This window comes from Pedobacter boryungensis, assembly GCF_013204825.1.
Lineage (GTDB): Bacteria > Bacteroidota > Bacteroidia > Sphingobacteriales > Sphingobacteriaceae > Pedobacter > Pedobacter boryungensis.
In genome coordinates, this window is the sequence record NZ_JABMKV010000001.1 from 1,165,948 (window position 1) to 1,189,299 (window position 23,352).

The following is a 23,352-nucleotide window of genomic DNA, read 5'->3' on the forward strand; positions in this document are numbered from 1 at the left end:
AAATATGAATAATAAAAAAATATTAGTCTGCGATGACGATCCAGGCATTTTAGAAATGTTGGAGTTAATTTTAGAGGAGGAGGGTTATGAGGTAGTGCTAGAAGACAAAAGTGTGAATGCACTCAAAAAGATTAAAGCAGAAGCACCTGGTCTTGTTTTGCTAGACATCTGGATGCCTGTAATCTCTGGTGATCAAGTTTTAAGAGCGATGAAAGCAGATGGTATGCCAATGCCTGTATTAATGTATTCTGCAAGTACTGATGGGAAGGCTATCGCAAATGCGGCAGGTGCTGACGAATTCTTAGCTAAACCATTTGACATTGACGTATTATTAAACTCTGTATCTAGATTACTAGAAAGATAATAATGTCGTTCGAATTAAGATTTGATTTGCATTACAAATGCAAAGATGAAATTTAGGTTAGATAGTGTTCTGTTATTACTAAGGACAATTTATTACTAAATTGAAAATAAGTACAAAGTACTGAGCATATTAACATAAGAACGAGAAAGGCTTAAACCTTTCCCGTTCTTATAATCTTAGTATTTTGCATAAAGTTGCGGAGAATTCCGTAATTATTTAGTGAATAGAGAACTACAAGTCCTTGTATTTTTGTTCTAAAACTTCAATCTCTTTTAACGCTTCTGCGATTCCATTGCGTTGCGAGGTCAACAAATTTAAATGATCTGAATGTAGCTCATTGTCTTTAATGGTCATGTCGTATTTTTCCAGTGCGGCTTTTTCCCCTGTAATTACGGCACCCAACAAAGCAGTTTCACTTTTATCGGTTAAAGCCTCTTTAATATCTATCCAAGTTCTGTGAATAGCACCTAATATACCACCTTCATCATTTTCTGAGGCTGCGCCATGTTTAGCTAAATGCGCTTTTAGCTCAGTCTCGTATAACTTTCTTTCGGCTACATACTTTGCAAACACAGCCTTAAGTTCTACATTATCGGTCGAATCTGCCGCCGACATATAACCTTCTTTACCATCATTGATGATAGAGATCAGACCCTTTAGGTCGGAGATAATTTCTTGATTGTTTTCCATGTCTTTTAGATTTTTTACAGATTAAACCCTCTCTTGTCCAAAAAGTTTGCAAGGCCTGTAAATATGACACTACAAGCTTAACCCAATAGGTTGTGGGATTGTAAATAATACAACAAACAAAAGAACTAAATCACTGTTGGAAATAGAGAACCTAGCCTACAATGATGAAAAAAAGCATATACGTACTTGAGGATGAGGCTGTTCTTCGTGAACTCTTCACCTACCTTTTAAGCCAGGATGGCTTCCAAGTTAGCGCCTACCCTAATGCTACCACATTCCATGCCGCCCTTGGACAGCATGATCTTCCGGATATGATGTTATTGGATGTTTGTTTGCCAGATGGAAACGGTGCTGACATCTGTAAGGAACTCAAATCGCATAAACAGACAAAAGACATTCCTATTTTAATTATGTCTGCAACGGACGACCTGCTCTCCATAAAAATCGAGAGCAGCGCCGATGATCACCTGGAAAAGCCTTTTGATATAGACACGTTCAAGGAAAAAACGAGAAAGCTTGCCAGCATGACCGTTAGGTTATAAAAAAATGTTGGTAGAGTTGAGCAACCAGTGATTACTAGAGAATTTATCGAAAGAAATCATTTTCCTTCTCTAATAAATTTCACCGCTCGTTGTAGGTGTGCATCTTCCTCCCCACTTAACTCTTTGGCAGATGCTTTAAAATAAATATCAGGTTTAATACCAATTCGCTGAGTTTCCTTTCCATCTGGATAAAAAATACCGTTACCAGTAAAGCTAAAACGATACTCACCTGGTAAGGTCAATCTTTTTACATCACCATCGGCACCTGCCGTTTGACTACCGATAACCGTAGTATTGCCATTTAACTGGCGCAACATCATAGCAAACCACTCGCCCATGCTTTGGGTATTTTCATCTGTTAAAATCACTATTTCACCCTTATATAACTCTCCTATAGGTTTTGAGCCATCTTTGGCTACATGCATATAATTTTCAATTCCTTCTCTAAGTAGAAAAGCTCCTGGATCTTTTAAGTCTACTGCATAATAACGGGCAAATACAAATGGAGATTTACCCAAAAGCAAAGGCAAATAATAACTAAAAAAACCTGGTGACTGTGGATACTTTCTCATATCGACAATGATGGCCTTTTTACTTTTTAATTCGGCTGATAAAATAATAAGATCTTTTTCTCGAGGTAGATCTTTATCAAACAAATCGCCCGCTCTAAACAAGGTTATATCCTCACCTATATTTTCTTTGCCTTTGATACTTTTTTCTTTTATTCTTTTCTGTACAATATCATTTTCTATCAGTTTCACATTTTCTTTTTGAGAACGGTCCAACATTACTAATGTTAAGTTTAAATAAGCTTTATCTCTTTTAACTTTTACGCTTAAAGTTCCACTTGGTAAATTGCTAAAGGCAAAAGTATCTCCTCGGTTATTATTAGATGTACTCAATTCTCTATACATAACTGCGTCATTAGATGCAGGAAGCAAGGCTCCTCTTTCTTTAAGCCAACGTTCTATTTTTATTCCATTAATGGCAACAATCTCATCTCCTGCCTTCAACTCACTACTATTTTTCAAGGAGTCGTTTAAGAATTTCTTAATGATGATACCTTTTAGCTCCGCTTTATAATCAAATGGCGGATAATATCTAACATTAAAAATAGTACTGGTCATTTTCAAATTTCCAGTCTCCATCAATTCTCCCCCATGTGTATCATTAATTGCAACAGCCAACATTAATATACTTTTTTCATAGCCTAACCTATCATTGATCTTTCTAAAAACCGGTACCATTTCTATTAAAATCGCTTTCCAATCCCTATCCATCATATATTTATAAGGAAATAGGTATTCAACAGCATTCCAGGTTTTAGCTAAGGTCAACAAATTCATTTTTTCTTCGTTAAAAGCATAATTAGCATAAGAACCTTCATTTGGCAAATCTCCTTCATACCAAACAGATGGGATATATTGATGCTTAGCGCTCAGATTAACTTGATTGGATAGTGCTACTAACTGTTCTCTCAATGTGCTCGAAAAGTATTTGTTTTTTATCCAGTTATAATCAACATTTTTAAGCAGATGCTGGTAGTTGTTCAATTTTTTGCGATCGTAACCATTTGCTACTGCATCTAAAGAAACATCTACAGTGCCTATCAGTGATGACATCAATTGATTGAATTGATTCTCATTAGCATCTTTTACGGAATCGATGAGTGACAGAAACACTTTGTCGGCATCAAATTTTCCAGCAATACTTTTTCGTGATTTGTATTTAACCAATCCCCATATCTGGATAAACCGTTGGATGTTCTCATTTTGAATTTTAACGTTGAGCTGCTGTGCCTGTACATTAGTTGTATTTAACAATAGGATAGCTAACAGCAATAGGAAGTTATATTTAATTGTTTTCATATATATTTTTGTTTAACTCCTCAAATGTCTGTATCTAAAATTGCTAAAGGAAAAACGATTGACGAACGCCACACTTCCCTTGACAAGAATGAATTATGTAGCAATCAATCTTTGTGTATGTATTAACCAGTCTTGTCAATAAAATTGACCACTTAGTGGATTATTTTTCTTGACATTCTTAATTTAACTTACTTTTAAACCATGAAGAAACGACTAATTATTCACCTACATATTGGCTATTGGTTATTGGTGCTGACGCAAATTTTACTCGTTGCTCTGGGTACCGGGGTTATGGGTACACAATTCGATTGGCGCTTATTCCTCTCCATTGTATTGCCTGTTAAAGTATTACAAACTGCCTGTTCTGCCTTATTTTTTTATGTAAATTACCTGTTGTTGGTTCCATATGTGCTAAAAGAGGGAAGCATTATTAAATATATAGGTTCCTTGTTAGGATGTATACTTGTATTCAGCCCGCTCTATTACTTGATGGAACAAATTGTATATCCATTAATTGGCTGGAAAAGCTATAGCATGGACCTCGATTTCCTTTTCGCATTCTTTGTTACCTTAGCGGCAAATTTTTTGAATATATTTTTAGGTTTATTGCTCAGCTATCTCATGGACTGGCGCAGCATCCGTGCTGAGAAAGAGGTTGTTGAAAAGGAGCAGCTTAAAACAGAACTTGCCTTTTTAAAATCGCAGGTAAACCCACATTATCTGTTCAACACCATTAATGATATTTATTCCCTCACCCAACAACAATCTGAGGAGGCTCCAGAAGCACTGCTTAAGCTTTCAGAACTGCTTCGCTATATGTTAAGAGAGAGTGATGATCCTTACGTACCTCTAATCAATGAGATAGATTACCTGAATAACGTGATTGATTTACAAAAGATTGGACAAAAAGGACAATCGCATATTAATTTTAAGCTAGTAGGCGAAATTGGTCAACAAAAGATTGCGCCATTGATTCTTATTAATTTTATTGAGAATGCCTTCAAACACGGTGTTTTTAAAAATAGTGAAGAACCAATAGAAATTTTAATTACTGTTGACAGACATAATTTTCATTTGCATCTTCGCAATAAGATCAATATGGCTAAAAAAGACAAAACTGGTGGAATTGGCCATGTCAATGTGAAAAGACGTTTGTCATTAATCTATCCAAATAGACATGAACTTTTAATTGACCAGCAAAGCGATACTTTTATCGTTGATTTAAAAATTGACCTATATGATTAGATGCATCGTTGTAGATGACAAGCCCCTAGCCATTGATGTTTTAAAGCATTACATCGCTAAAGTTCCGTCGCTAACATTAAGTTTTTGTACCACTAACCCGCTAGAAGCCTTAAACAAGGTACTTGAAGGTGAGGTGGATCTGGTTTTCTTGGACATACAAATGCCTGAACTTACAGGTCTACAATTTATGAAAATCGTTAAAAATAAGTGTTTAGTAGTTTTAACTACTGCCTATGCTGAGTTTGCACTGGAAGGTTTCGATAATGATGCTGTTGATTACCTTTTAAAGCCAGTGTCATTTGAGCGGTTTTATAAAGCGGTAGAAAAAACACAATTGATTTTAAACGGTCGAGCAGAACTAGTTAAAACAAGCACTAAATCGCTTACAAAGGAGAAAGAGCTCACCCATATCTTTGTAAAAACAGAATACAAACTGGTTAGAATTAACATAACGGATATTCTATATGTTGAGGGTTTACAAAATTATGTGATGATTTATACGGCTACAGGAAAAATTACGAGTCTTCAAACCATGAAAAAAACAGAAGATCAGCTACCTACAGCTCAATTTATTCGAATCCATAAATCTTTTATCGTAGCCATTAATAAGATTAACAGTGTGGAACGGAATATGGTAAGCATTGGCGATAAAAAGATAGCAATAGGTGAAGTTTATCGTGAGTCTTTTTATCAGGCAATAGCAAATGGTTAACATAAATAGCTAACTATGAATAAAGCTTTTGTTCATCTGTATAATAAGCAGTACGACCACCTATCTTCTCAGATTTAACCTTCCCTCCAGTTGGAGATTTCTCAATCTTAGATCCGTGTACCTTCATAAAATCTCTAAGTTCACCCACCAATTCGTCCTCATTCTCCGCAGCGATATCAGAAATGGCTTTTTCAAGTACACCCTTTAAACTCCTAAAGAGAGTTTTCACTTCTTTATCTGGAATGGTGTTGGCAATAGAAAAAGGAGAAATTCCTGCATCCCATAAGATCTCATCGGCATAAGAATTACCTATGCCACGCATCAGCTTCTGATCCATCAATACTTCCTTAACCATTTTCTTTTTCTTGGCAAGTAGGTCAGTAAAGTAACTTGCCCCCATCTCCAAGGCATCTGGAGACTTTTGTGTTTCGGGGTTGAGCGTTGGTGTAGCTTGCTTTAAAATATCTACAACAGCAAATCCTTCACCACCAGAAAAGTGAAACGCAAAAACAGTGTGCTTTGGAAGCGTAGCATTTTTTTCTAAGGCTTTTAGTTCTCCTCGAAGCATCAGATGAAGTCCTAAAACATGTTCTCCAGCAAAATGGAATTGCAAAGTCTTTCCTTCCCTACTGACAGTAGAAAGTTTTTTTCCTTCGAGGGCAGATTTCACTTCACTTGACGAAGGCTTAAATTTCTTAGCTACCTTAACTTCAATTTCTTTTAAAGTTTTACCCTTAAATCTGCGTGATAATATTTGTGCAAATACAGTAAGATCTGGTAATTCTGCCATAACATTAAATTTTGTTGTAAATGTTTACCTATTGCAGCATTTTAACAGACTGCGTTCAACTTCGTAACATTCGTCATCAAAAAATTGTTTTGCAACTTCCGTTCGACTGCCAAAAACAATTTTAAATCCATAATGTTAACCTATTCAACTGCAAAAGGCAGCGCAACTAATTAAAAACAAAAAGCTATGGCCCACCTAGAAGTAGAACCTAAACCAAAACGTCCCTGGTGGTTTTGGCTCCTGACCATCATCGTACTGATACTTGTTGGACTAACCCTCGTGAGAAAATGCGATGCAGAAAAATCTGATGCAATGCGTGCTCAAAAGGACACAACAACAATTTTTGACACAAGTGCTCCTTACCAGAATGTGTCAATTTTGAAAATTGCAAATAATAGCGTTACCTAAACAAACACATCAACTAAAAATCATGGCACAACATACCTATCAATCCTTAAAAGAATTATCAAGCTCCGACTTCCAGATCGTAAACGGTGAACCGAACATTATCGGCTGGGAAGTGAAATCCGAAACAGGTACCTATATTGGAGAAGTAGAAGAACTACTTTTCGATCCGGAAACCAGATCAGTAAGATACTTAATTATTGACCTCGATGACAATGATCTTTCTATCGATGATAAACGGGTAATGATCCCGATCGGTATTGCTCATTTACACACCAGCGATGATGAAGTTGTGTTACCGAATATACATCTAGACCAGTATAATGCACTTCCAGCATACGAAGCCGACAAAATTGGTCCAGACACAGAGGCTTATATCCGCAATGTTATAGGCAGCCCTGCAGCATTAAGGATGGAGGAAAAAATGATAGATTTTGATCAACAACAGTTTTATGCGCATCAACATTTTGATACTGGTAGTTTCTACCAGCGTGGTGGAAACCCTGAAAGGGCTAACGAGCAAAAATCCATCCATGAGATGATCGAAAGGTCAAAAGCTAACAATTTACACGCAGCCGATGAGCACACTGGAGAAAATACCCACCACAATGAACAGCATCAAATTAAACCTTGGCTACAGCCTGGTGCCTCGCACAACCAAGGTGGAGATCAGCACAAGGGAGAAGGTGACCCAGAGAGACCTGAATATCAAGCTTAGAAAAATAGTTAAGGGAGTGCCTGTAGCACTCCCATTTACATATACTCCAATGAACATCAAACACCAATAAATTAATGCCAAACTCAAATAATTCCTCACTTCATCAATTTTTCGCACAGCGCATTGATCAAGCGGAAAAACTAGAAAAGTTTTCAGAAAAAAAATACGCTAAGCTTACTAAAGTTGCTCATACAGATGAGCTTGCTAAATGTTTGCATCCAGAATCTACTGACATACTTGCTCATCAGCAACGTTTATCCTTAATCAAAAAGCTGGTACCTAAAACGTCTCAACTAGAAATAAAATATGAATTGCCCGTGTTACAATTAAAATCAAAGGCAAACCCTACTCAAGACTTATTGATTATCGAGAATGCGTTAAACATTCAAAACCAGAAGTTAGCCATTTATGAGTTGCTCCATCCAATAGCGGTAGCGCTCAACTTGGAAACCGTACCAGCGCTTATTGAGCAGACCATCTCCGATAATCGAAACACCAATACCTGGCTCCGACAAATTGTTCAGAACATAGTTGCACCTATACTCACTGAAAACAACTCATAGCAGTTAAAGAAGAGCCGAAATCCTATATAGTTAACAATTACGAATAAAAATTTCAGAAATAAGAATTCTGGCTACAGCTGCTAATAAGTATCCCGTACCAGCTGACGCAAGGTATTTAAGTTTTCATGAGCCTGCCCCAGCGTATTGTTAAAATAAACAAAGACCTTTTTTCCCTGTTCGAGCCATTCGGTTACATAGCCTGCATATTCATACAACACATCATCTGAATAGCTTCCACGGTAATTTCCACTTGGACCATGAAAGCGTAGGTAAATAAAATCCATTTGATCATCTCTTAAGGGCGAAGAGGCAGCACCTTTATCATGGATCACCATTCCTAAAGAAAACTCTTCTAATACTTCATAAACCTCATCTATATAAAGTGAGGGATGGCGAAACTCTAGAGCGATTTTCCAATCCTGATCAGGGTCATTTTGCCGAAGAATTCCCATTAACAGATGCAGTTGCGCAAAATGGCTAATCCGCACACTAGGAGGAAATTGGACTAGCAAGCAACCCTTTTTATCCCCAACATGGTTGATCACATCGAAAAAATGGGTCACCAATTGTGGATCAAAAGCCAAATCCTTATTATGCGTAATTTCCTTAAACAACTTAAAGGTAAACCTAAATTCTTCAGGTACATCGTTAGCCCATTTAGATAGCGTCCGACCCTGTGGGATTTTATAAAAAGAAGAATTGACCTCAATCGTATCCATTAACGAGGCATAATAACATAACCTACTTTTATCCTGAAATTCTTCTGGATAATAAAGCTTATTTGGTACAGGTAGCAAAAGCCCACTAGTTCCTGAATAGTAGTGTTCAAATGGTATATTCATTCTAATTCTACAACAATAACTAGTAAAAATTGTTCCTGATATTTCATTCAGATACGCTAAAACCTAAGTTATTCCAATTATAAAAGCTTTTTCTTAAACAAAACTTTTCTGCCACTGTTATCTTTTCATATCAACAATAGAAACTATGGAAAATACTCTTTCAAACAACATTATAAATAAGCTCAAAGACATTAACATTAAACCAACAGGAACTGCAAACATTGATACAGGTGAACGTGCATTATCTTTTCTTGGAGGGACTTACTTACTATACAAATCATTCAAGCTCATCACCACTCATCCAGTACTCGCACTTGAAGGAGTAGCTGCAAGTGGATTGCTAATTTACCGTGGAGCAACAGGAGTTTGTCCGGTATATAGAGCACTTGACATTGATACCACTGATCCAGAAGCCCTGCAGATTACCGAAACCTTAACGGTTAACGCACCCAGAGAAAAGGTATACGCCTTTTGGAGGGAATTAGCTAACCTACCTAAATTTATGTCGCACCTGAAACAAGTCATTGAAAACAGTGCAACACACTCACACTGGGCAGCACAGATCCCGGGCAACCCTATTCCACTTACATGGAATGCAGAAATTACCCATGAAGAACAAGGAAGTTATATCGGCTGGCAGTCAACACAGGGTTCGATGATTGAACATGCTGGAAAAATTACCTTCACAGATACTCTTAATGCTATCGGAACTGAACTCCATGTAGAACTTAACTATTTTGCCCCTGCTGGCAGTGTAGGACGCACAATAACTTCGCTATTTAATGGTTTATTTGAAAAAATGATAAGGAAAGATATCCAAAGTTTCAAAGATTATGTTGAGCAAGCAGATTTCTTAAATTATGCTGGCTTAACTGCACCAGAAACAGCATCCTAAGTTATCCTAACCAACACATGCAATTTTACACCATGCCACCTGCAATAATTAACAGGTGACATGATGATTGGTCAATTTTGCCCGGAACAAGCGTGTGAAATGGATATCGCAAAGTGTAGCCGAATAACGTACAAAAAATGCGAAACTGGGTCTAAATTACTTTTAACCTCAATAAATCTAATCCAATAAAAAACAATCATATAGAATTATGAAAATAGCTTTCCATGGTGCAGCACGTGTCGTAACCGGTAGCAAACATTTAATCAAACTGGACAACGGCACCACGATACTTTTAGACTGCGGCATGTTTCAGGGCATGGGTGAACAGACCGATTTACTCAATGGCTATTTCGGATTTAAACCCTCATCAGTCACTATGATGATCCTTTCCCATGCACATATTGACCATTGCGGATTACTTCCAAGATTGGTAGCTGAAGGTTTTGAGGGAACCATTTATTCTACTCCAGCCACAATGGACCTTGCACGAATATTATTACTTGATTCTGCAAATATCCATGAACAGGACGCCGACTTTGTCAATGAAAACAAGAATATTGATGAGCCAGAACAAGTTCCACTTTTTACCCAAGAGGATGTAATTAAAACCATGGGTTTATTTAAGGTGGTCGATTATGGTGAGGAAATTGACATTGATGATCGCGTTAAGTTATCTTTCACTGATGCCGGACATGTGGTAGGTAGTGCTGCAGTACATTTAAAAATCATTGAGAATGGAAAGCAAACTTCTATTACTTTCAGTGGCGACATTGGCAGATATTCTGACCTATTACTGAGAAGTCCACAAGCCTTTCACCAAGCTGATTATGTTATATTAGAATCAACCTACGGTGATTCCCTACACAAAGACCAATTGCCCATTGAGGATCTCCTATTGGAAATCATTAATGAGACTTGTACCATTAAAAAAGGAAAGGTACTAATCCCAGCATTTAGCGTTGGAAGAACTCAAGAACTGCTTTTTGCATTAAATAGCCTAGAACTTAAGGGGAAATTACCCGACATTCCATATTATGTGGATAGCCCACTGGCCACACAGGCTACACAGGTGTTGCGCAACCACCCCGATGTATTTAATAATGGTGTTAAGCAGCTCTTAAAGGTAGATGATGATGTGTTCAATTTTAAAGGATTGCGTTTTGTAGACAGTCCTGTCGAATCAAAGAAACTTTCCGAAGATCCCCGTCCATGCGTTATTATCGCTTCATCTGGTATGGCCGAGGGTGGAAGAATTCGTCACCATATAAAAAATAACATCGAAAACCAAAAGAACACTATACTCATGGTGGGCTACTGTGATCCAAATTCTCTTGGAGGAAAATTGTTGGCAGGAGAAAAGAATGTGCAGATCTTTAGACAGTATTACCAAGTTAATGCAGAGGTCAAAGTTATCAAATCGATGAGTGCACATGGAGATTACCAAGATTTACTGCATTTCATGTCATGCCAAGACCCAGAAAAGAATAAGCAGGTATTTTTGGTACATGGCGAGTATGCTACCCAGCAGAAGTTTGCTGATCGGCTGCGTGAAAAAGGTTTCAAACACATTGCCATTCCAGAGTATCATCAGGAATATGATCTTGACTAAGCCAAAAACCAAACTCAGTAATGATTGTTAAAAAAGAAGAAGTGACATGCTAACAGTTAAAACCTAGCTACATCAACATGAACAACAGGGACTTTGAAAATTATGAAAAGATCGAATTTGACTTCGACCAAGAATGGGTACCAAAAAGAGCACAGAAACTTAAACCACACCTTTACAAAGATGGCTTCGCCTATTGCTGCGTATTCGGACCTGATCCGCAGGTAGGAATTTATGGTTGCGGAGACAGTCCAGAAGAGGCCATTATGGATTGGGCAGATGATCTGGACCAGAGAATAACAAGTCTAACTGGAGCCGATAATGCCGCACACATCGCCATTGAACATTTGGAAAGATAGCAAAGGTATTATCCATGAAACATGTCCTATTTTTCGGCGATAGCCTTACGGCAGGCTACGGCCTGAAATCACCTTCTACTGAATCCTTTCCAGCACTGCTTGCGAAAAAAGCTGTGGAAGAAGATCATGCGTTCTCCTATACCAACGCTGGTATTAGCGGCGATACTTCGGCTACTGCCTTGCAGCGACTGCCTGGTATATTAAAAAGAAATTTCGATATTTTCGTACTGGGTATAGGCGCCAATGATATTCTTCGAGGATATACACCGCAATCCATGAACGCTAACATGGAGGCAATTATTCAAAAAATAAGGATAAACGATCACAATACGAAGATCATTTTGCTTGGCATGGAACTTCCAGCCTGGATTTCCCACGACCGAGTTTCTGCCTATCGAGATAGCTACAAAAATTTGGCAAAAAAATATGAGCTCACCTTTCTGCCTTTCCTGCTCGAAGGGGTAATCGGAAATCGTTTGCTCAATTTGCCAGATCTAGTCCACCCAAATGCTGCTGGTTACAAGATCATTGCCCAAAACGTTTGGCCATTACTGAAATCGCAGCTCTAAATTCCAGTCGTATCTCAAATTTAACAGTTTAAGGTAGATCAACATATCGCTTAAACAATTAAACCCAGCCATTGTTATTCATATGCAATTGTATAACAAGCCGTCGCATTACAGATAAAGAAAATTATGATCAATAGTATTCCAGGTATCGAAAAGCTCAGCATGCTACTGAGCAGCACTGAAATCGAAAAACTTGTTAAAGCAGCAGGGCGTCATAGTGAAACTTCCAATATGAATTTTACCATCCTTTCGGTAAATGAAGAAGGGATCGAAATTGAGGTTACTCAAGGAGAAACTAAGTCTGGCAGATATGCTAGCGAAACTACTTTATCTACCAGAACAAAAGACCTTTTCTCAAAATTGCTTCCAAAAACAAAGCTCCGCATTTATGCTCAGACCTTTGCCCCCTCTCCAGCTAGTACGGTAACCACCGCTTGGCTAGAAAGCAAAATGCAACAAAAGGGAGTACGGATTAAACAGATAGCATTTGATACTGGTCTGGATCGAGAAAGTATCTCGGACTGGGTGACAGGCAAACGATCGATGAGCCAAATCGTAAAAGCGATGTTTTACTTTTACCTGAAATAATTAAAATGACCCAGGAAGCCAATCTTGACCACTTCATTACTGCCCAAGCGCATACCTACACAACAGCGCTCCGAGAAATTAAAAATGGCAAAAAGACCAGTCATTGGATGTGGTTCGTCTTTCCTCAATTAGAAGGGCTGGGCCACAGTGAAATGGCCATTCGTTATGGCATCAAAAGCCTTAAACAGGCAGAAGCTTATCTTTCACACCCAATACTTGGCCAAAGATTGATTGAAATTTCCACAGCTTTGCTCCAATCTAGTACTGATAATGCGACTGAACTGATGGGTAGCCCAGACGACCTAAAGTTACGCTCAAGTATGACTCTGTTTAGCGTGATCTGCCCAAATTCTGTCTTCAACGATGTACTAGATCAATTTTTTAAAGGAGAAAAAGATCCTAAAACGCTACGCTTACTAGGCAAATCAGTTTAAAGTAATTGAAGTAACCTATCCAGTAGCTCTGCTTGCTGTGGATTGATTTTCTCTTTAGCGGTTTTCAGATCTAACCACTCACCCCGATCAATTTCAGGAAAAGATGATATTTTCCCTGAACCAGGTGGCCACTGCATCTCAAAGGTATTACTTTTTATCGCTGAGGAATCAAGATCGAATTCCACGCCAAAACAATATACCTTCTTGCCACCCTTTTGTACGATATGGCCTAAATCAATAAAATTTCCCTGAACCTCAAATCCTGTTTCCTCTAAAAACTCACGCTTGGCTGTGGCCAACAGCTCGTCCTCTCCCTCTACCAATCCTTTTGGCACAGTCCAAACCCCGAGCTCTTTTTTAGCAAAGAAAGGTCCTCCAGGATGCACTAGAAAAAATTCTACGATGCCCGAGTGCTTTCGATAAGCTAAAATGCCAGCGCTAAGTAACTTCATATTTAATAAGAATTACTCTTTTCCTTGCGATTTTCCATCCGTATTTTCATCCAAAGTCGGTAATTGGTCTTCACGGGTTGAGGTATTTGGACCACCTTTAGAGCCATATTCAGGTCGTTGCTGTGCAGGATCACCTTCTTTAATAGCAGGATTTTTATCTTGTGGAGTAGCAATGGGAACAGTTGTACCTCCTTGATCGGTTTTTGAACTATTCCCTCTTTTGGTTGTATCTTGATTTTCCATTATTATAGGTATTTTAAACTATAACCTTTATCCTTCTTCGTTTGTTTGCAAAAACGAGCAGCAAAATTAAAAATTTACCGAAAAATAGTTTAATGGAAAAAAGAGTAATTTAATAGGGTTCTTTGAGCCTTTTTAAGCTGCTCATTATGCTTAAGAGTGAGTAGATGGCAGTGTAAAGAAAAAGGTCGATCCCTGACCAATCTCACTTTCCACCCAAATCTTACCACCATGATCTGTAATAATTTTCGACGTAATAAAAAGTCCCATTCCCAACCCTGCGTGTGTGGTTAGCACATCTTCTGCCCTAAAAAATTTATCAAATATAGATTTCAAGTTATTCTTAGAAATGCCCTTACCTTGGTCTTTAATACTGATACAAATCATTCCATCTTCAGTAAGATTAGAACTCACAGTAATATGGGTTCCTTTGTCAGAATATTTTGCCGCATTCCCCAATAGATTAGAAAATACTTGCTCCATTCTCAATTCATCAACATTCACTTCTGCATCACTGCCTAATTCTGAGAAAAGCTCATAATCAGGTAAAATTTGTTGCATTACCGCAAGCTGTGCCACTAGAAACTTATTCAGCTGTACTTTTTTTAGATTGTATTGGAGATTGCCATTCTCAATTTTAGAGATATCCATTAGCTGTTGCACAAGTTGCATTAGCTTAGTTGATTGAAGATCTATCTTTTCTAGCACTAATCTTAATCTTTCCGAAATGGGCTCCTTTGTTGCTTTGGCCATTTGGGTATAAGCCTTGAGTACCGTCATTGGTGTTTTGATTTCATGACTGGCTACCGATATAAATTCCGTTTTCTTTTCATCAATCAATTTTGACTGACGAAGTTCTTCTTCTTTTTCACCGGCAAGTTTATTTAAAGATATATTACGTTGCTTAATCTCCTCATAAGCATTTAATGGTTGTTCATTTAAAAAATAAACCTTTAATGCAGCAATCCTCGTAGGATCAAGCTTAAGTGATCGCGGCAATCCAATCTTCATCTGTATCAGATTGTGTTCACCAACCAATGCCATGTTAAACTCTGGTACAAGTTTTTGTGCATAGTAAAATCCAGAGTCATCATTGGTAAAATGAATCTCCTTATCGAATGCTACATGAGCAAATAAGCTGTAACGAGCTTTCTGTTGCTCGAGTCCAATTTCGAGTATTCCCTGATCCGTATGTTCAATAATCGTCCGAGCGATTTCTGATACTGCTGTAGCGAAGGTAGTTTGGGTAGAAAGTGTAAGGCCAAGTTTTTCAGCTACGATCATAGAGCGCTTGTGCGCAAGCACAAGATCCATTTCATTCTCTAATGTGATTGAGACTAGTTTGATCATTTTATCTTTGCCATTACTACCGACATATCGTCGTTCCTGCGGGCATGGTCCTTGTAGATGGCTGCTGCAAGAATTGTCAAATCATATTTATACATCATTGGATATTTAGAGAGTTCAATCCTTGTTTTGATTCCATCAGAACAGAGCATCACCTGATTAAATTCATCTGCTAAATAACTTTGCTCATTGAGCGTATTTGGAATGTTATGGCCCACAATACCATTATACGACATATGGTTCTTAAATTGAACTGGCCCGTACAAACGTGCAGCAATGTTGCCAACTCCTACCGATGTCCACAAACGCCTTTGGTAATCATATCCTACTATATTGATTACTGCACCTCTAGTTTTTTTGATGGCAGTATGGATAAAGCGAATGGTTTCTGCTGGACTATAATCAGGAAACACTTTAAAAGCGGTGGCAGCTTCATTGACGGCGAAATTTGCTTCAGGACCATGACCAAGCCCATCGGCTAGCATCATTTTGAGATATTTATCCGTCTTCTTGAAAACAAAACCATCACCACTTACTTTTTCTCCCGGTTTATGAACTACAATAGGATGAATCTGTACGGAGTTTTTTGGACTAGGCTTTTCCGATTGACTATAGATTCTTGAAAGTACGATAGTTCCCCAGCCTACTTGTGAGTAAAGTTCGAAGGTGTCGGAAAGTCGTTTCATACTTCCTAGTCCATGACCTAGCGTATTACTAGTTGATACACCATCTTGTACCATACGCGTTGGATTAGACATTCCAGGACCATTATCAATACTAATCAGTTCTATATATGGAGCCCCTCCATTAGAAAATACACCTAGAAGTAGCTCACCATCATCACTAAATTTGAAAAGATTAGAAGTCATTTCTGCTACAATCAAATCAAGTTTATGGATTCGTTCTGCATCCATCCCCACTTCAACCGCTTTGCGGTGAATCTCTTTTTTGATTAACGAGAAGTAACTTCTGTCATCGGCGGTAAAGCTGATATGTGTTGCATCAACCATTAGCCCACTTTAAAATTGTAACCACTGTACCTTCTCCTACTTTACTTTTGATATCAAATTCATTTACCAATCTTTTGGTTCCTGGAAGACCAAGTCCAAGGCTCCTTCCTGTAGAAAAGCCATCTCGCATAGCGGCTGCTATATCTGGAATACCTGGGCCACTATCCGAAAAAGTAAGTCTAACCCCATTCATTCGTCCACTGGAAACTACTTCGATCATACATACTCCGCCATTGGCATAACGCATCATGTTACGCACAAGTTCACTTGCAGCTGTAAGTAAACGGGTCTGGTTCACCAATCCCATTTTAATCTTTACAGCAACTTCCTTTACGCGATTCCTCAAAAAAACTACGTCGGTTTCCTTAAGTACCTGAACGGTATCTTTACTCAGTGATAAAATCATTTTCTTCTGATTCTAAATCTTCGTTTTCATCGTCAACGTCGATCATAGATCTCAGTAGGTTCATACCTTTTTCCATATCAAGAGCAGTGTGTACACCCTTAAGTGGAAGTCCCAATTCAATTAATGTAATCGCTACTGCAGGTTGCATACCCACAACTACAGTTTCTGCATCCAAAATTTTAGACATGCTTGCAATGTTTCCAATAATTCGCCCCATGAAGGAATCAACAATTGAAACAGCAGAAATATCTATCAAAACACCCTTGGCATTTGTCTTATTAACCATTTGTACTAGATCAGCTTCCAGATTTAGCGCCAAACGGTCATACAAATCAACCTGTATGGTCACCAAGAGGAAAGCCCCCATCCTTAGAATAGGAATTTTATCCATTTTATTATATTAGAGTTTTGTTACTGTCACTTTTTTCACTTCAAGTCGCATTACCTTAAACGAATAAGCAAGCGCACTCGCTAATGTTGCTTTAGTAATGATGTTGGAAAGATCAATTCCTAAATGTACTACCGTTTGTGCAATCTCCGGACGGATACCACTAATGATACATTCTGCACCCATTAATCTGGTAGCACTAACTGTTTTAATCAGGTGTTGTGCAACCAAAGAATCAACTGCAGGTACCCCAGAAATATCCAATATGGCAATGCTCGATCCTGTTTCCACAATTTCTTGTAATAAATTTTCCATCACAATCTGTGTACGGGCACTGTCAAGTGTACCTATAATAGGCAATGCAAGTATCCCTTCCCACACACGGATGACTGGGGTAGAAATTTCAGTAATTTCATCAGTTTGGCGTAAGATTACTTCTTCCCGACCTTTAATAAAAGTTTCGAAAGTAACTACACTTAAACTATCCATCAGTTTATTTACCTTTTGACTCTCCACAAATAAGGTGGCAGGGTCATTGGTAATCTCCTGTTGAAGCACGTCAAGAATTGCATCCTTAAGCGAAAACACAAAATTTCCAGTTTCACGAGGACTAAAGCCTTGACGAGCTCGAGTAATAGCAATTCCACCTAGGATTTCAATTACCGGACTCCATTCATCAGACTCAAGGTTTGAAAAGTTATCACCTGAAAGATTCCCAACCAATGCGGTGATCAATTCTTCAGATTGGCTTCTGAGTTCTTCGTTACTGATTAAATCTTCACGAAGTCCTTCATCAGCGAGCTGGTTTTTCATCCAAAGCTCAAGGATGGTTTTTTTCTTTTTTTGTAGCAATGTATGCGTATTTAGTGTCATGGTTGAAGGATACAGAGTAAGTGTTAAACTATAAAATCCAAAATGGCAAGTTATATTAATTGGAAGAAAGGTAAAAAATAACTTTTGAATTTTGAAATATTTATGAAGTTAGTGCCTACTCCTTTTGTGTTTAAAGCGAAAAGCGCTATTTTGCACTGCCTTGACATCTCATTTACACATAGACCAAATACTTGTACCAAAAGTAGTTAGTTCTTTTTGTTCATCTGTTTGTGAAGATCAGTCATAAAAGAAAGATATTCTTTTAATGTTGTCAATCCTGCAAGTTTTCTTTTTTCATCTACGTTTGCTGGATCTTGAAGGTCTCTAGCAAATGCATTCCCATCCTTATCATATCCACACTGAGTTCCGTAAATCTGTTTTCTCCCCGAGGAAATGAGCATCTTATCAGTCAATAATGCAATCTGTTGTCCAGAAATATTCCTTTTTTTCATTTCCTTTTGAGCTAAACTGATTACCCTTTCTTGGAATTTAGTGTCAGTAACGCTGTGGTTTACCATAACTATGAAGTTATCTGAACTTTTTACCCCCACCAAACTATATGTGGGCAATCCATACTTGGCAATGATTTGCTTTAAGATAGGTATATGCCTATTAAAGGTTTCCATTTTGACATGCTCCAAACTGTCCATTTGCACTGTTGAAGCGCCATTCTTATTGCTTTTGATCATTTCTTGCTGAACAAGCTGATCTATGGTCAACAAGCTATCAATCTTTTTTTGTAAGGCTTTAACCTTATCTTGAGCAAGGGCGGTTACTCCCTGTAACACTATAAAACCTAGGATAATGATTTTTTTCATGATTTTTCTTTCAAAACTAAACATGTTTCCAATCGGTAAATTGGAAAAATCGGACAGCTATTCAAGTTTCCAAACTATCCTTCTGTTCTCATCCGTCCACACACCTAGCTTAAAACTTCTTGGAGTAAGCTTTGTCATCTTTTTAAACTCATTGATATAATGGGCTTGGTCGAAATAGCCGCTTTCAAGTGCAATGCTCGACATCCTGCTTTCATATGCAGGATTAACTCCTTTTTTGATGGCCATACTAAACCTTCTAATTTTTTTAAACTGTATGGGACTAATGCCCAAATGCCTAATAAAAGATCTGTAGATTGCCTTATATGGAATTCTTAAACGGTCAGAAATTTCTTGAAATGAAATGACTTCACTCATGCACAACAATTTAATGATTTGTTCGAGTTTCTCTAGTTCTATTGTGCACTCAAAGTGTTCAAGTATCAATTCCTCCAACTCTTCAAAGGCAAATTCACCTGATAAGATTTTGGCGACAGTTCCTTTTAGAAAGTCAAAATTATTCACTTCCATTAGGCCATTGCCAAGCAGCTTGCCAATATTTTCACTGTACAAACAATTGATGCCAATTGGTTTAAATACAATGGAAAACTCTGTAATACCGCTACCAATAGAGATATGCACTGGTTTTATAAAATTACCAGCCAATACCGATGTTATTCCCATTCCAGGTTCTTTTTCCACAATCGTAAGTTCTTTGCCAATTTCAACTTTACATTGATTAAAAAACGCCAAAGGAGTATTAATAGATGGATAAGCGATGTATTTTGCTCCGGCATCCATATTATTGGTAGTTAATATATAGTAATAATCAATATACTTATGCAAGAGCGGGTTTCGGACTGGGAATTGCTTAATTTGCATGGCCGTTTGGAAGTAGTTTACAAATATATACTATTTGAAATTCCATTTACTCAAATCTTTATCGATTTGATCATCTTATTATGCTACAACATCAGGAAATGTCACCATTCATATCTCTCTTCTATTATCCGATAAAATATACCTAATAATTGGTATTGATGGCTATTAGGCCGACTAGTAAATTTGTGAGTAACAAATCGTCAGGACATGAAAATAAGTAAACTACTCTTAATGGCACTCCTTGTGCAATCGATCCATTTTACCACATTATTTGCCCAGGTTAAAAAGCCAGCAACTAAACCAGCTGCTCAAGTTAGCACCAAATATGGAGCTTTAGCCGTAGACCGCTCAAATGGTTTTTACTATGGTTTTTCATTCGATCAGCCTAACTTGGCAGAGGCAGAAAAAAGAGCTGTTGCCGAATGCAATAAACGCGGTGGTTCTTGTAGCATTGTACTCACTTATTCGGGTACAGGTTGTGCCTCGTACCGCACCATAAATGGTAATGTAGGTACTGCATTTGGCTGGGGCATTGGAAAAACAAAAGAAGAAGCAGATGCAATTGCGACCAGAGAATGTTTAAAAAGAAGTGGTGGTGTACAACCCACTAATTTTGTGTGGAGTTGCAATTCAGCACAAACTGCTCCGTTAAAAGAAATATATAATGCATCTCCGGAAATCACTGGTCCAGTAAAAATTGGCAATCAAGTGTGGACAAGCACCAATCTAAACGTAAGCACTTATAGAAATGGTGAGCAAATATATTATGCAGCTAACCAAAAAGAATGGGAAAAGGTAAGCAGAGAAAAAATTCCAGCTTATTGTTACCTAAATTTCGATAGCAGCAATGAAAAGAAATATGGAAAGTTGTACAACTTCTATGCAGTAACCGACCGACGTGGACTAGCTCCTGCAGGTTGGCATATACCTAGTAGTAATGAATTTTTAACACTTATTAATACTTTAGGTGGCGAAAAAGTAGCCGGTAAGAAAATGCGTGGCACTAAAGGTTGGGACATAAAGGATTCGTATAATTTTGCCCATGGCAATGGCGATAACTCATCTGGCCTTAACCTACTTACAAATGGTAGTGCATCAGGAGATGAGTATGGTGGCGGCCAATCATTTAAGTATGGAATATGGTTAAGCTACTGGTGGTCGAGTACAACTAAGTCAAGCGGCGATAGCTTCGCTTACTACCTTGACTTTAACAAATACTCAGAACCTCGTGTAACCGACTATAGCAAGACGACTGGTTGCGCAGTAAGACTCGTGAAAGACTAAAATCTTTATTCAATCAATTTCTAATAAAGCGAGCAATTATATAACTGGGAGTCATGAAGATTCCCAGTTTGTGTTTCATAGCTTAAAATCAGTCTAGTGATGGCTCCTGCTTTAAATTCAAAAAACTACTTCTTAGCATATTATCCGTAGATGCTCAGCAATATGAGCCAAGTACAAAACCCAACTGGAGCAAGAATTCCTCCACTGATAAGCAATGATTTAGCTAACTCCTTCTTGCCTATTATTAGAAAGATCAAGCCTATTATAATATTTAAACCTACATGCAATGCCATGCAAACTCCAGCTCCAATTGCAATGTTAAAGCCTTTGTTCGCAGCTTCAGAACCAGTGGTGATTAAGGTACAATAAATGCCGAGAACCACAAGGTTGATGATAATAGTTTTAACTAACATGATTGTCAAGGTTATATAATGTTATATTGATAACATTATCTTAGTCAGATCGGTTTTAGTTTTTTATTGAGTTTTTTGTCATTCTGAGCGAAGCGAAGAACTCTCGTTAAACCGTCATGCTCAGCTTGACTGGGCATCGTAATGCAGTAATCTTCAACCCAACACCTATCTTGCACCCCCATCTCGTCATCCTGAGCGCAGTCGAAGGATCTTTGAACTTGGCAACCCTCCGCACCACCTTGCCTCGGCTCATAGGCGCCGAAACCCCTATTTCTTTATCCTTGATGATAAAGAAACAAACAATCAAGGCTGCACTGGCTCGACTAAAAATCCAATCGTTCCGCTAAACAAAAAGAACTCGCTTCGCTCAAACAGCTTTTTGTTCTAACGCTACACTCCTTGATTTCATCTCATCCTATTTATTGTTTTTTAGCGGAGAGATGGAGCTTATTATCAAAAAATATCTCTTTTGATAAACGGTTTCTTAACGTCTCTCCACTGAGGCCGTCCTTCCATGTATCGTCATCCTGAGCGTAGCCGAAGGATCTATTGTCACACGTCATGCCCAGCTTGACTGGGCATTATAATCCGATAGTATCCTACCTCGATCGTCATACTGAACCTCCATTTCGTCATCCTGAGCGTAGCCGAAGGATCTATCTCAGTACACCGTCATATACTCAGCATGACTGAGTATCATAATGCGCTTAGCCCCAATTACCACTAAAAAAAAGATGATCAATCACCCTAACTCACATTTATTTTCTTTTTGCCTTCACTGCAACTTGATCGATTGCTTGTCCTTTTCGATCGAAGAGCGTAAGGCTTAACTGCTTTTTATCAGCTTTCATGAGTATGGCTCCAACCGTTTTGCTCCCTTCAGTCCAACGAAATTTAATGAGATCGTTGTTGTAGCGCTGTTCGCCAGATGACACCCCTCTTTCGTTATCTGATGAAGGCGTTTGAATGTACACCGTTCCTTTGGTGCCATCCGTTTCTTTTTCGGCGTACACGGCATTGGTACGTACATAAATGTGGTTGTTGCCGCTAATGGCAAGATCAACCCCATATTCGTCGAACAGCTCCTTCCATCTATTGTATTGCGCACTCTTACCATCTTCTCCATTAAACCATTGGTAATGCTCCATAACGATGATGTATGTTGCTGGATTGTTTTTAATCACTTCCTTTGTCCAATTCTGCGCCTTTGTCAGGCCTTCTTCGCTTCTCATAGCTTCATTGTTAAGCATAATGAACAATGCACCTCCGTAGGTAAAATGATAGGATACACCTATTTCTCCAGCATATCCGTTAAGCGGATAGCTGTTCACGTTGCGGAAAAATTGGTTGCTTTGCGCATTTTGTCGGGTCATGTTATCGTGATTGCCGTTTACCCCCGCCCATACGTATTTACGGAAAGTAGAATCAGCATATAAGGCTGGCCAAAACGAATAACTTCCGCCCCATGCAGCGATGTCTCCCACGTGGAGCATCATATTGAGAGGCTTTTTATTTTGTGTTTCCAACTGCTGGATCATTTTCATGGCCGCTTTTTGCCTGTCGGGCAGTGGAGCGTATACATGCATATCGGAAATGACACCCATTTGCCATTTTCCAGATTTTGGAGCAGTGTTGAACTCGTGAATTTCGTCGGTTTCCTTAGCTGGTGATGTTGCTGAAGAAAGCTTGTATTGATATATAGTGTTTGGTGTTAGTCCCTGCAGGGCGATGGTATTGCGCAAAAACCTGGCATCTTCATAAAAACTATCTCCATTTGCCTTTTTAGAATAAATGCTATCGAACACGGTACATAGGGCCTGATCAGCTTTAAGGATGGTCGCTTTTTTCCAATTTTTATCTGATTTCTTGGTAAAGGTAATATACGAATCTCCGCTACCGAGACTAGTGTGCCAATTGAGCCTGATTTCGCTCGACGCATTTGCTCCTGGATTGGCAATGACCGTAAATGCAGTAGTTTGGGCCAGCACCGGATTTAAACCTAGCGAAGCGATGAGCCCCACGAATAGCAAAGTCAGTTTTTTCATTTTTTTT

Annotated in this window: 29 protein-coding genes; 15 read left to right on the forward strand and 14 right to left on the reverse strand. The window is 38.4% G+C overall.

Annotated elements, in window-relative coordinates; genetic code table 11:
- Positions 1 to 4: 4 nt before the first annotated feature.
- Positions 5 to 364 carry a response regulator gene (locus HQN85_RS05015; protein WP_173269432.1) on the forward strand — a complete coding sequence of 120 codons (360 nt, stop codon included), beginning with the start codon at positions 5 to 7 and terminating at the stop codon, positions 362 to 364.
- 231 nt (positions 365 to 595) lie between these two features.
- Here HQN85_RS05015 and HQN85_RS05020 read toward each other — a convergent pair whose 3' ends face one another.
- On the reverse strand, positions 596 to 1,054 hold the full coding sequence (locus HQN85_RS05020; RefSeq protein WP_173269435.1) for a PA2169 family four-helix-bundle protein: 459 nt from the start codon (positions 1,052 to 1,054) through the stop codon (positions 596 to 598).
- Between the two features lie 164 nt (positions 1,055 to 1,218).
- Here HQN85_RS05020 and HQN85_RS05025 point away from each other — a divergent pair, with 164 nt between their 5' ends.
- On the forward strand, positions 1,219 to 1,596 hold the full coding sequence (locus HQN85_RS05025) for a response regulator transcription factor (RefSeq protein ID WP_216847223.1): 378 nt from the start codon (positions 1,219 to 1,221) through the stop codon (positions 1,594 to 1,596).
- A 56-nt stretch (positions 1,597 to 1,652) separates the two neighbouring features.
- Here the strand turns inward: HQN85_RS05025 and HQN85_RS05030 are convergent, their stop codons facing one another.
- Positions 1,653 to 3,464 carry a S41 family peptidase gene (locus HQN85_RS05030; protein WP_173269440.1) on the reverse strand — a complete coding sequence of 604 codons (1,812 nt, stop codon included), beginning with the start codon at positions 3,462 to 3,464 and terminating at the stop codon, positions 1,653 to 1,655.
- A gap of 201 nt (positions 3,465 to 3,665) precedes the next feature.
- On the opposite strand from HQN85_RS05030, the gene HQN85_RS05035 reads away from it, so the two are divergent.
- The gene (locus tag HQN85_RS05035; RefSeq protein ID WP_173269443.1) at positions 3,666 to 4,709 is read left to right on the forward strand and encodes a sensor histidine kinase; all 1,044 of its coding nucleotides are present in this window, start codon (positions 3,666 to 3,668) and stop codon (positions 4,707 to 4,709) included.
- A complete protein-coding gene (locus HQN85_RS05040) occupies positions 4,702 to 5,421 on the forward strand; it encodes a LytR/AlgR family response regulator transcription factor (RefSeq protein WP_173269446.1) in 720 nt (239 codons plus the stop codon). Before HQN85_RS05035 ends, HQN85_RS05040 begins: the two co-directional genes overlap by 8 nt.
- Positions 5,422 to 5,434: 13 nt before the next feature.
- On the opposite strand, the gene HQN85_RS05045 is transcribed toward HQN85_RS05040, so the two are convergent.
- The gene (locus HQN85_RS05045) at positions 5,435 to 6,211 is read right to left on the reverse strand and encodes an Fpg/Nei family DNA glycosylase (RefSeq protein ID WP_173269449.1); all 777 of its coding nucleotides are present in this window, start codon (positions 6,209 to 6,211) and stop codon (positions 5,435 to 5,437) included.
- Positions 6,212 to 6,397: 186 nt separating this feature from the next.
- Here HQN85_RS05045 and HQN85_RS05050 point away from each other — a divergent pair, with 186 nt between their 5' ends.
- The 3 genes from HQN85_RS05050 to HQN85_RS05060 all read left to right on the forward strand — a co-directional run bounded on the left by HQN85_RS05050 (position 6,398) and on the right by HQN85_RS05060 (position 7,897).
- A complete protein-coding gene (locus HQN85_RS05050) occupies positions 6,398 to 6,619 on the forward strand; it encodes a hypothetical protein (protein ID WP_173269451.1) in 222 nt (73 codons plus the stop codon).
- A gap of 22 nt (positions 6,620 to 6,641) precedes the next feature.
- Positions 6,642 to 7,334, forward strand: a complete 693-nt coding sequence (locus tag HQN85_RS05055; protein WP_173269454.1) for a PRC-barrel domain-containing protein — start codon at positions 6,642 to 6,644, stop codon at positions 7,332 to 7,334.
- 74 nt (positions 7,335 to 7,408) lie between these two features.
- The gene (locus HQN85_RS05060) at positions 7,409 to 7,897 is read left to right on the forward strand and encodes a DUF892 family protein (protein WP_173269457.1); all 489 of its coding nucleotides are present in this window, start codon (positions 7,409 to 7,411) and stop codon (positions 7,895 to 7,897) included.
- An 80-nt stretch (positions 7,898 to 7,977) separates the two neighbouring features.
- On the opposite strand, the gene HQN85_RS05065 is transcribed toward HQN85_RS05060, so the two are convergent.
- Positions 7,978 to 8,739 carry a DUF72 domain-containing protein gene (locus tag HQN85_RS05065; RefSeq protein WP_173269460.1) on the reverse strand — a complete coding sequence of 254 codons (762 nt, stop codon included), beginning with the start codon at positions 8,737 to 8,739 and terminating at the stop codon, positions 7,978 to 7,980.
- Positions 8,740 to 8,884: 145 nt separating this feature from the next.
- On the opposite strand from HQN85_RS05065, the gene HQN85_RS05070 reads away from it, so the two are divergent.
- The 6 genes from HQN85_RS05070 to HQN85_RS05095 all read left to right on the forward strand — a co-directional run bounded on the left by HQN85_RS05070 (position 8,885) and on the right by HQN85_RS05095 (position 13,190).
- Positions 8,885 to 9,634: an SRPBCC family protein gene (locus HQN85_RS05070; protein ID WP_173269463.1), complete on the forward strand. Its 750-nt coding sequence runs from the start codon at positions 8,885 to 8,887 to the stop codon at positions 9,632 to 9,634.
- Positions 9,635 to 9,842: 208 nt separating this feature from the next.
- Positions 9,843 to 11,243, forward strand: coding sequence for an MBL fold metallo-hydrolase RNA specificity domain-containing protein (locus HQN85_RS05075; RefSeq protein WP_173269466.1), 1,401 nt, complete (start codon positions 9,843 to 9,845; stop codon positions 11,241 to 11,243).
- Positions 11,244 to 11,320: 77 nt separating this feature from the next.
- The gene (locus HQN85_RS05080; protein ID WP_173269469.1) at positions 11,321 to 11,599 is read left to right on the forward strand and encodes a hypothetical protein; all 279 of its coding nucleotides are present in this window, start codon (positions 11,321 to 11,323) and stop codon (positions 11,597 to 11,599) included.
- 14 nt (positions 11,600 to 11,613) lie between these two features.
- Positions 11,614 to 12,168: an arylesterase gene (locus HQN85_RS05085; RefSeq protein WP_173269472.1), complete on the forward strand. Its 555-nt coding sequence runs from the start codon at positions 11,614 to 11,616 to the stop codon at positions 12,166 to 12,168.
- A gap of 126 nt (positions 12,169 to 12,294) precedes the next feature.
- Positions 12,295 to 12,756: an XRE family transcriptional regulator gene (locus tag HQN85_RS05090; RefSeq protein WP_216847224.1), complete on the forward strand. Its 462-nt coding sequence runs from the start codon at positions 12,295 to 12,297 to the stop codon at positions 12,754 to 12,756.
- Positions 12,757 to 12,761: 5 nt separating this feature from the next.
- Positions 12,762 to 13,190 carry a DUF1810 domain-containing protein gene (locus HQN85_RS05095; RefSeq protein WP_173269475.1) on the forward strand — a complete coding sequence of 143 codons (429 nt, stop codon included), beginning with the start codon at positions 12,762 to 12,764 and terminating at the stop codon, positions 13,188 to 13,190.
- Here the strand turns inward: HQN85_RS05095 and HQN85_RS05100 are convergent.
- From HQN85_RS05100 to HQN85_RS05140, 9 genes are all read right to left on the reverse strand, one after another.
- Entirely contained in the window at positions 13,187 to 13,642 is a 456-nt protein-coding gene (locus tag HQN85_RS05100; RefSeq protein WP_173269478.1) for an NUDIX domain-containing protein, read from the reverse strand. The genes HQN85_RS05095 and HQN85_RS05100 overlap by 4 nt on opposite strands.
- Before the next feature lie 12 nt (positions 13,643 to 13,654).
- Complete coding sequence (locus HQN85_RS05105; RefSeq protein WP_173269480.1) at positions 13,655 to 13,885, reverse strand: hypothetical protein; 231 nt, start codon at positions 13,883 to 13,885, stop codon at positions 13,655 to 13,657.
- Between the two features lie 150 nt (positions 13,886 to 14,035).
- The gene (locus tag HQN85_RS05110; RefSeq protein WP_173269483.1) at positions 14,036 to 15,232 is read right to left on the reverse strand and encodes an ATP-binding protein; all 1,197 of its coding nucleotides are present in this window, start codon (positions 15,230 to 15,232) and stop codon (positions 14,036 to 14,038) included.
- Positions 15,229 to 16,239: a serine/threonine protein kinase gene (locus HQN85_RS05115; RefSeq protein ID WP_173269486.1), complete on the reverse strand. Its 1,011-nt coding sequence runs from the start codon at positions 16,237 to 16,239 to the stop codon at positions 15,229 to 15,231. Before HQN85_RS05115 ends, HQN85_RS05110 begins: the two co-directional genes overlap by 4 nt.
- Positions 16,232 to 16,645 carry an anti-sigma regulatory factor gene (locus HQN85_RS05120; RefSeq protein WP_173269489.1) on the reverse strand — a complete coding sequence of 138 codons (414 nt, stop codon included), beginning with the start codon at positions 16,643 to 16,645 and terminating at the stop codon, positions 16,232 to 16,234. The genes HQN85_RS05115 and HQN85_RS05120 overlap by 8 nt, the downstream gene beginning before the upstream one ends.
- Positions 16,626 to 17,036 carry an STAS domain-containing protein gene (locus tag HQN85_RS05125; protein ID WP_173269492.1) on the reverse strand — a complete coding sequence of 137 codons (411 nt, stop codon included), beginning with the start codon at positions 17,034 to 17,036 and terminating at the stop codon, positions 16,626 to 16,628. Before HQN85_RS05125 ends, HQN85_RS05120 begins: the two co-directional genes overlap by 20 nt.
- A gap of 9 nt (positions 17,037 to 17,045) precedes the next feature.
- A complete protein-coding gene (locus tag HQN85_RS05130; RefSeq protein WP_173269494.1) occupies positions 17,046 to 17,906 on the reverse strand; it encodes an STAS domain-containing protein in 861 nt (286 codons plus the stop codon).
- Between the two features lie 206 nt (positions 17,907 to 18,112).
- Positions 18,113 to 18,724: a DUF6624 domain-containing protein gene (locus HQN85_RS05135; protein WP_173269497.1), complete on the reverse strand. Its 612-nt coding sequence runs from the start codon at positions 18,722 to 18,724 to the stop codon at positions 18,113 to 18,115.
- A 57-nt stretch (positions 18,725 to 18,781) separates the two neighbouring features.
- On the reverse strand, positions 18,782 to 19,522 hold the full coding sequence (locus HQN85_RS05140; protein ID WP_173269500.1) for a helix-turn-helix domain-containing protein: 741 nt from the start codon (positions 19,520 to 19,522) through the stop codon (positions 18,782 to 18,784).
- Between the two features lie 288 nt (positions 19,523 to 19,810).
- Here HQN85_RS05140 and HQN85_RS05145 point away from each other — a divergent pair, with 288 nt between their 5' ends.
- Together HQN85_RS05145 and HQN85_RS05150 are read left to right on the forward strand one after the other, a co-directional pair.
- The gene (locus tag HQN85_RS05145) at positions 19,811 to 20,887 is read left to right on the forward strand and encodes an FISUMP domain-containing protein (protein ID WP_216847225.1); all 1,077 of its coding nucleotides are present in this window, start codon (positions 19,811 to 19,813) and stop codon (positions 20,885 to 20,887) included.
- A 162-nt stretch (positions 20,888 to 21,049) separates the two neighbouring features.
- Positions 21,050 to 21,256 carry a hypothetical protein gene (locus HQN85_RS05150; protein WP_173269505.1) on the forward strand — a complete coding sequence of 69 codons (207 nt, stop codon included), beginning with the start codon at positions 21,050 to 21,052 and terminating at the stop codon, positions 21,254 to 21,256.
- A gap of 802 nt (positions 21,257 to 22,058) precedes the next feature.
- On the opposite strand, the gene HQN85_RS05155 is transcribed toward HQN85_RS05150, so the two are convergent.
- On the reverse strand, positions 22,059 to 23,345 hold the full coding sequence (locus HQN85_RS05155) for a purple acid phosphatase family protein (protein ID WP_173269508.1): 1,287 nt from the start codon (positions 23,343 to 23,345) through the stop codon (positions 22,059 to 22,061).
- Between the last annotated feature and the right edge of the window lie 7 nt (positions 23,346 to 23,352).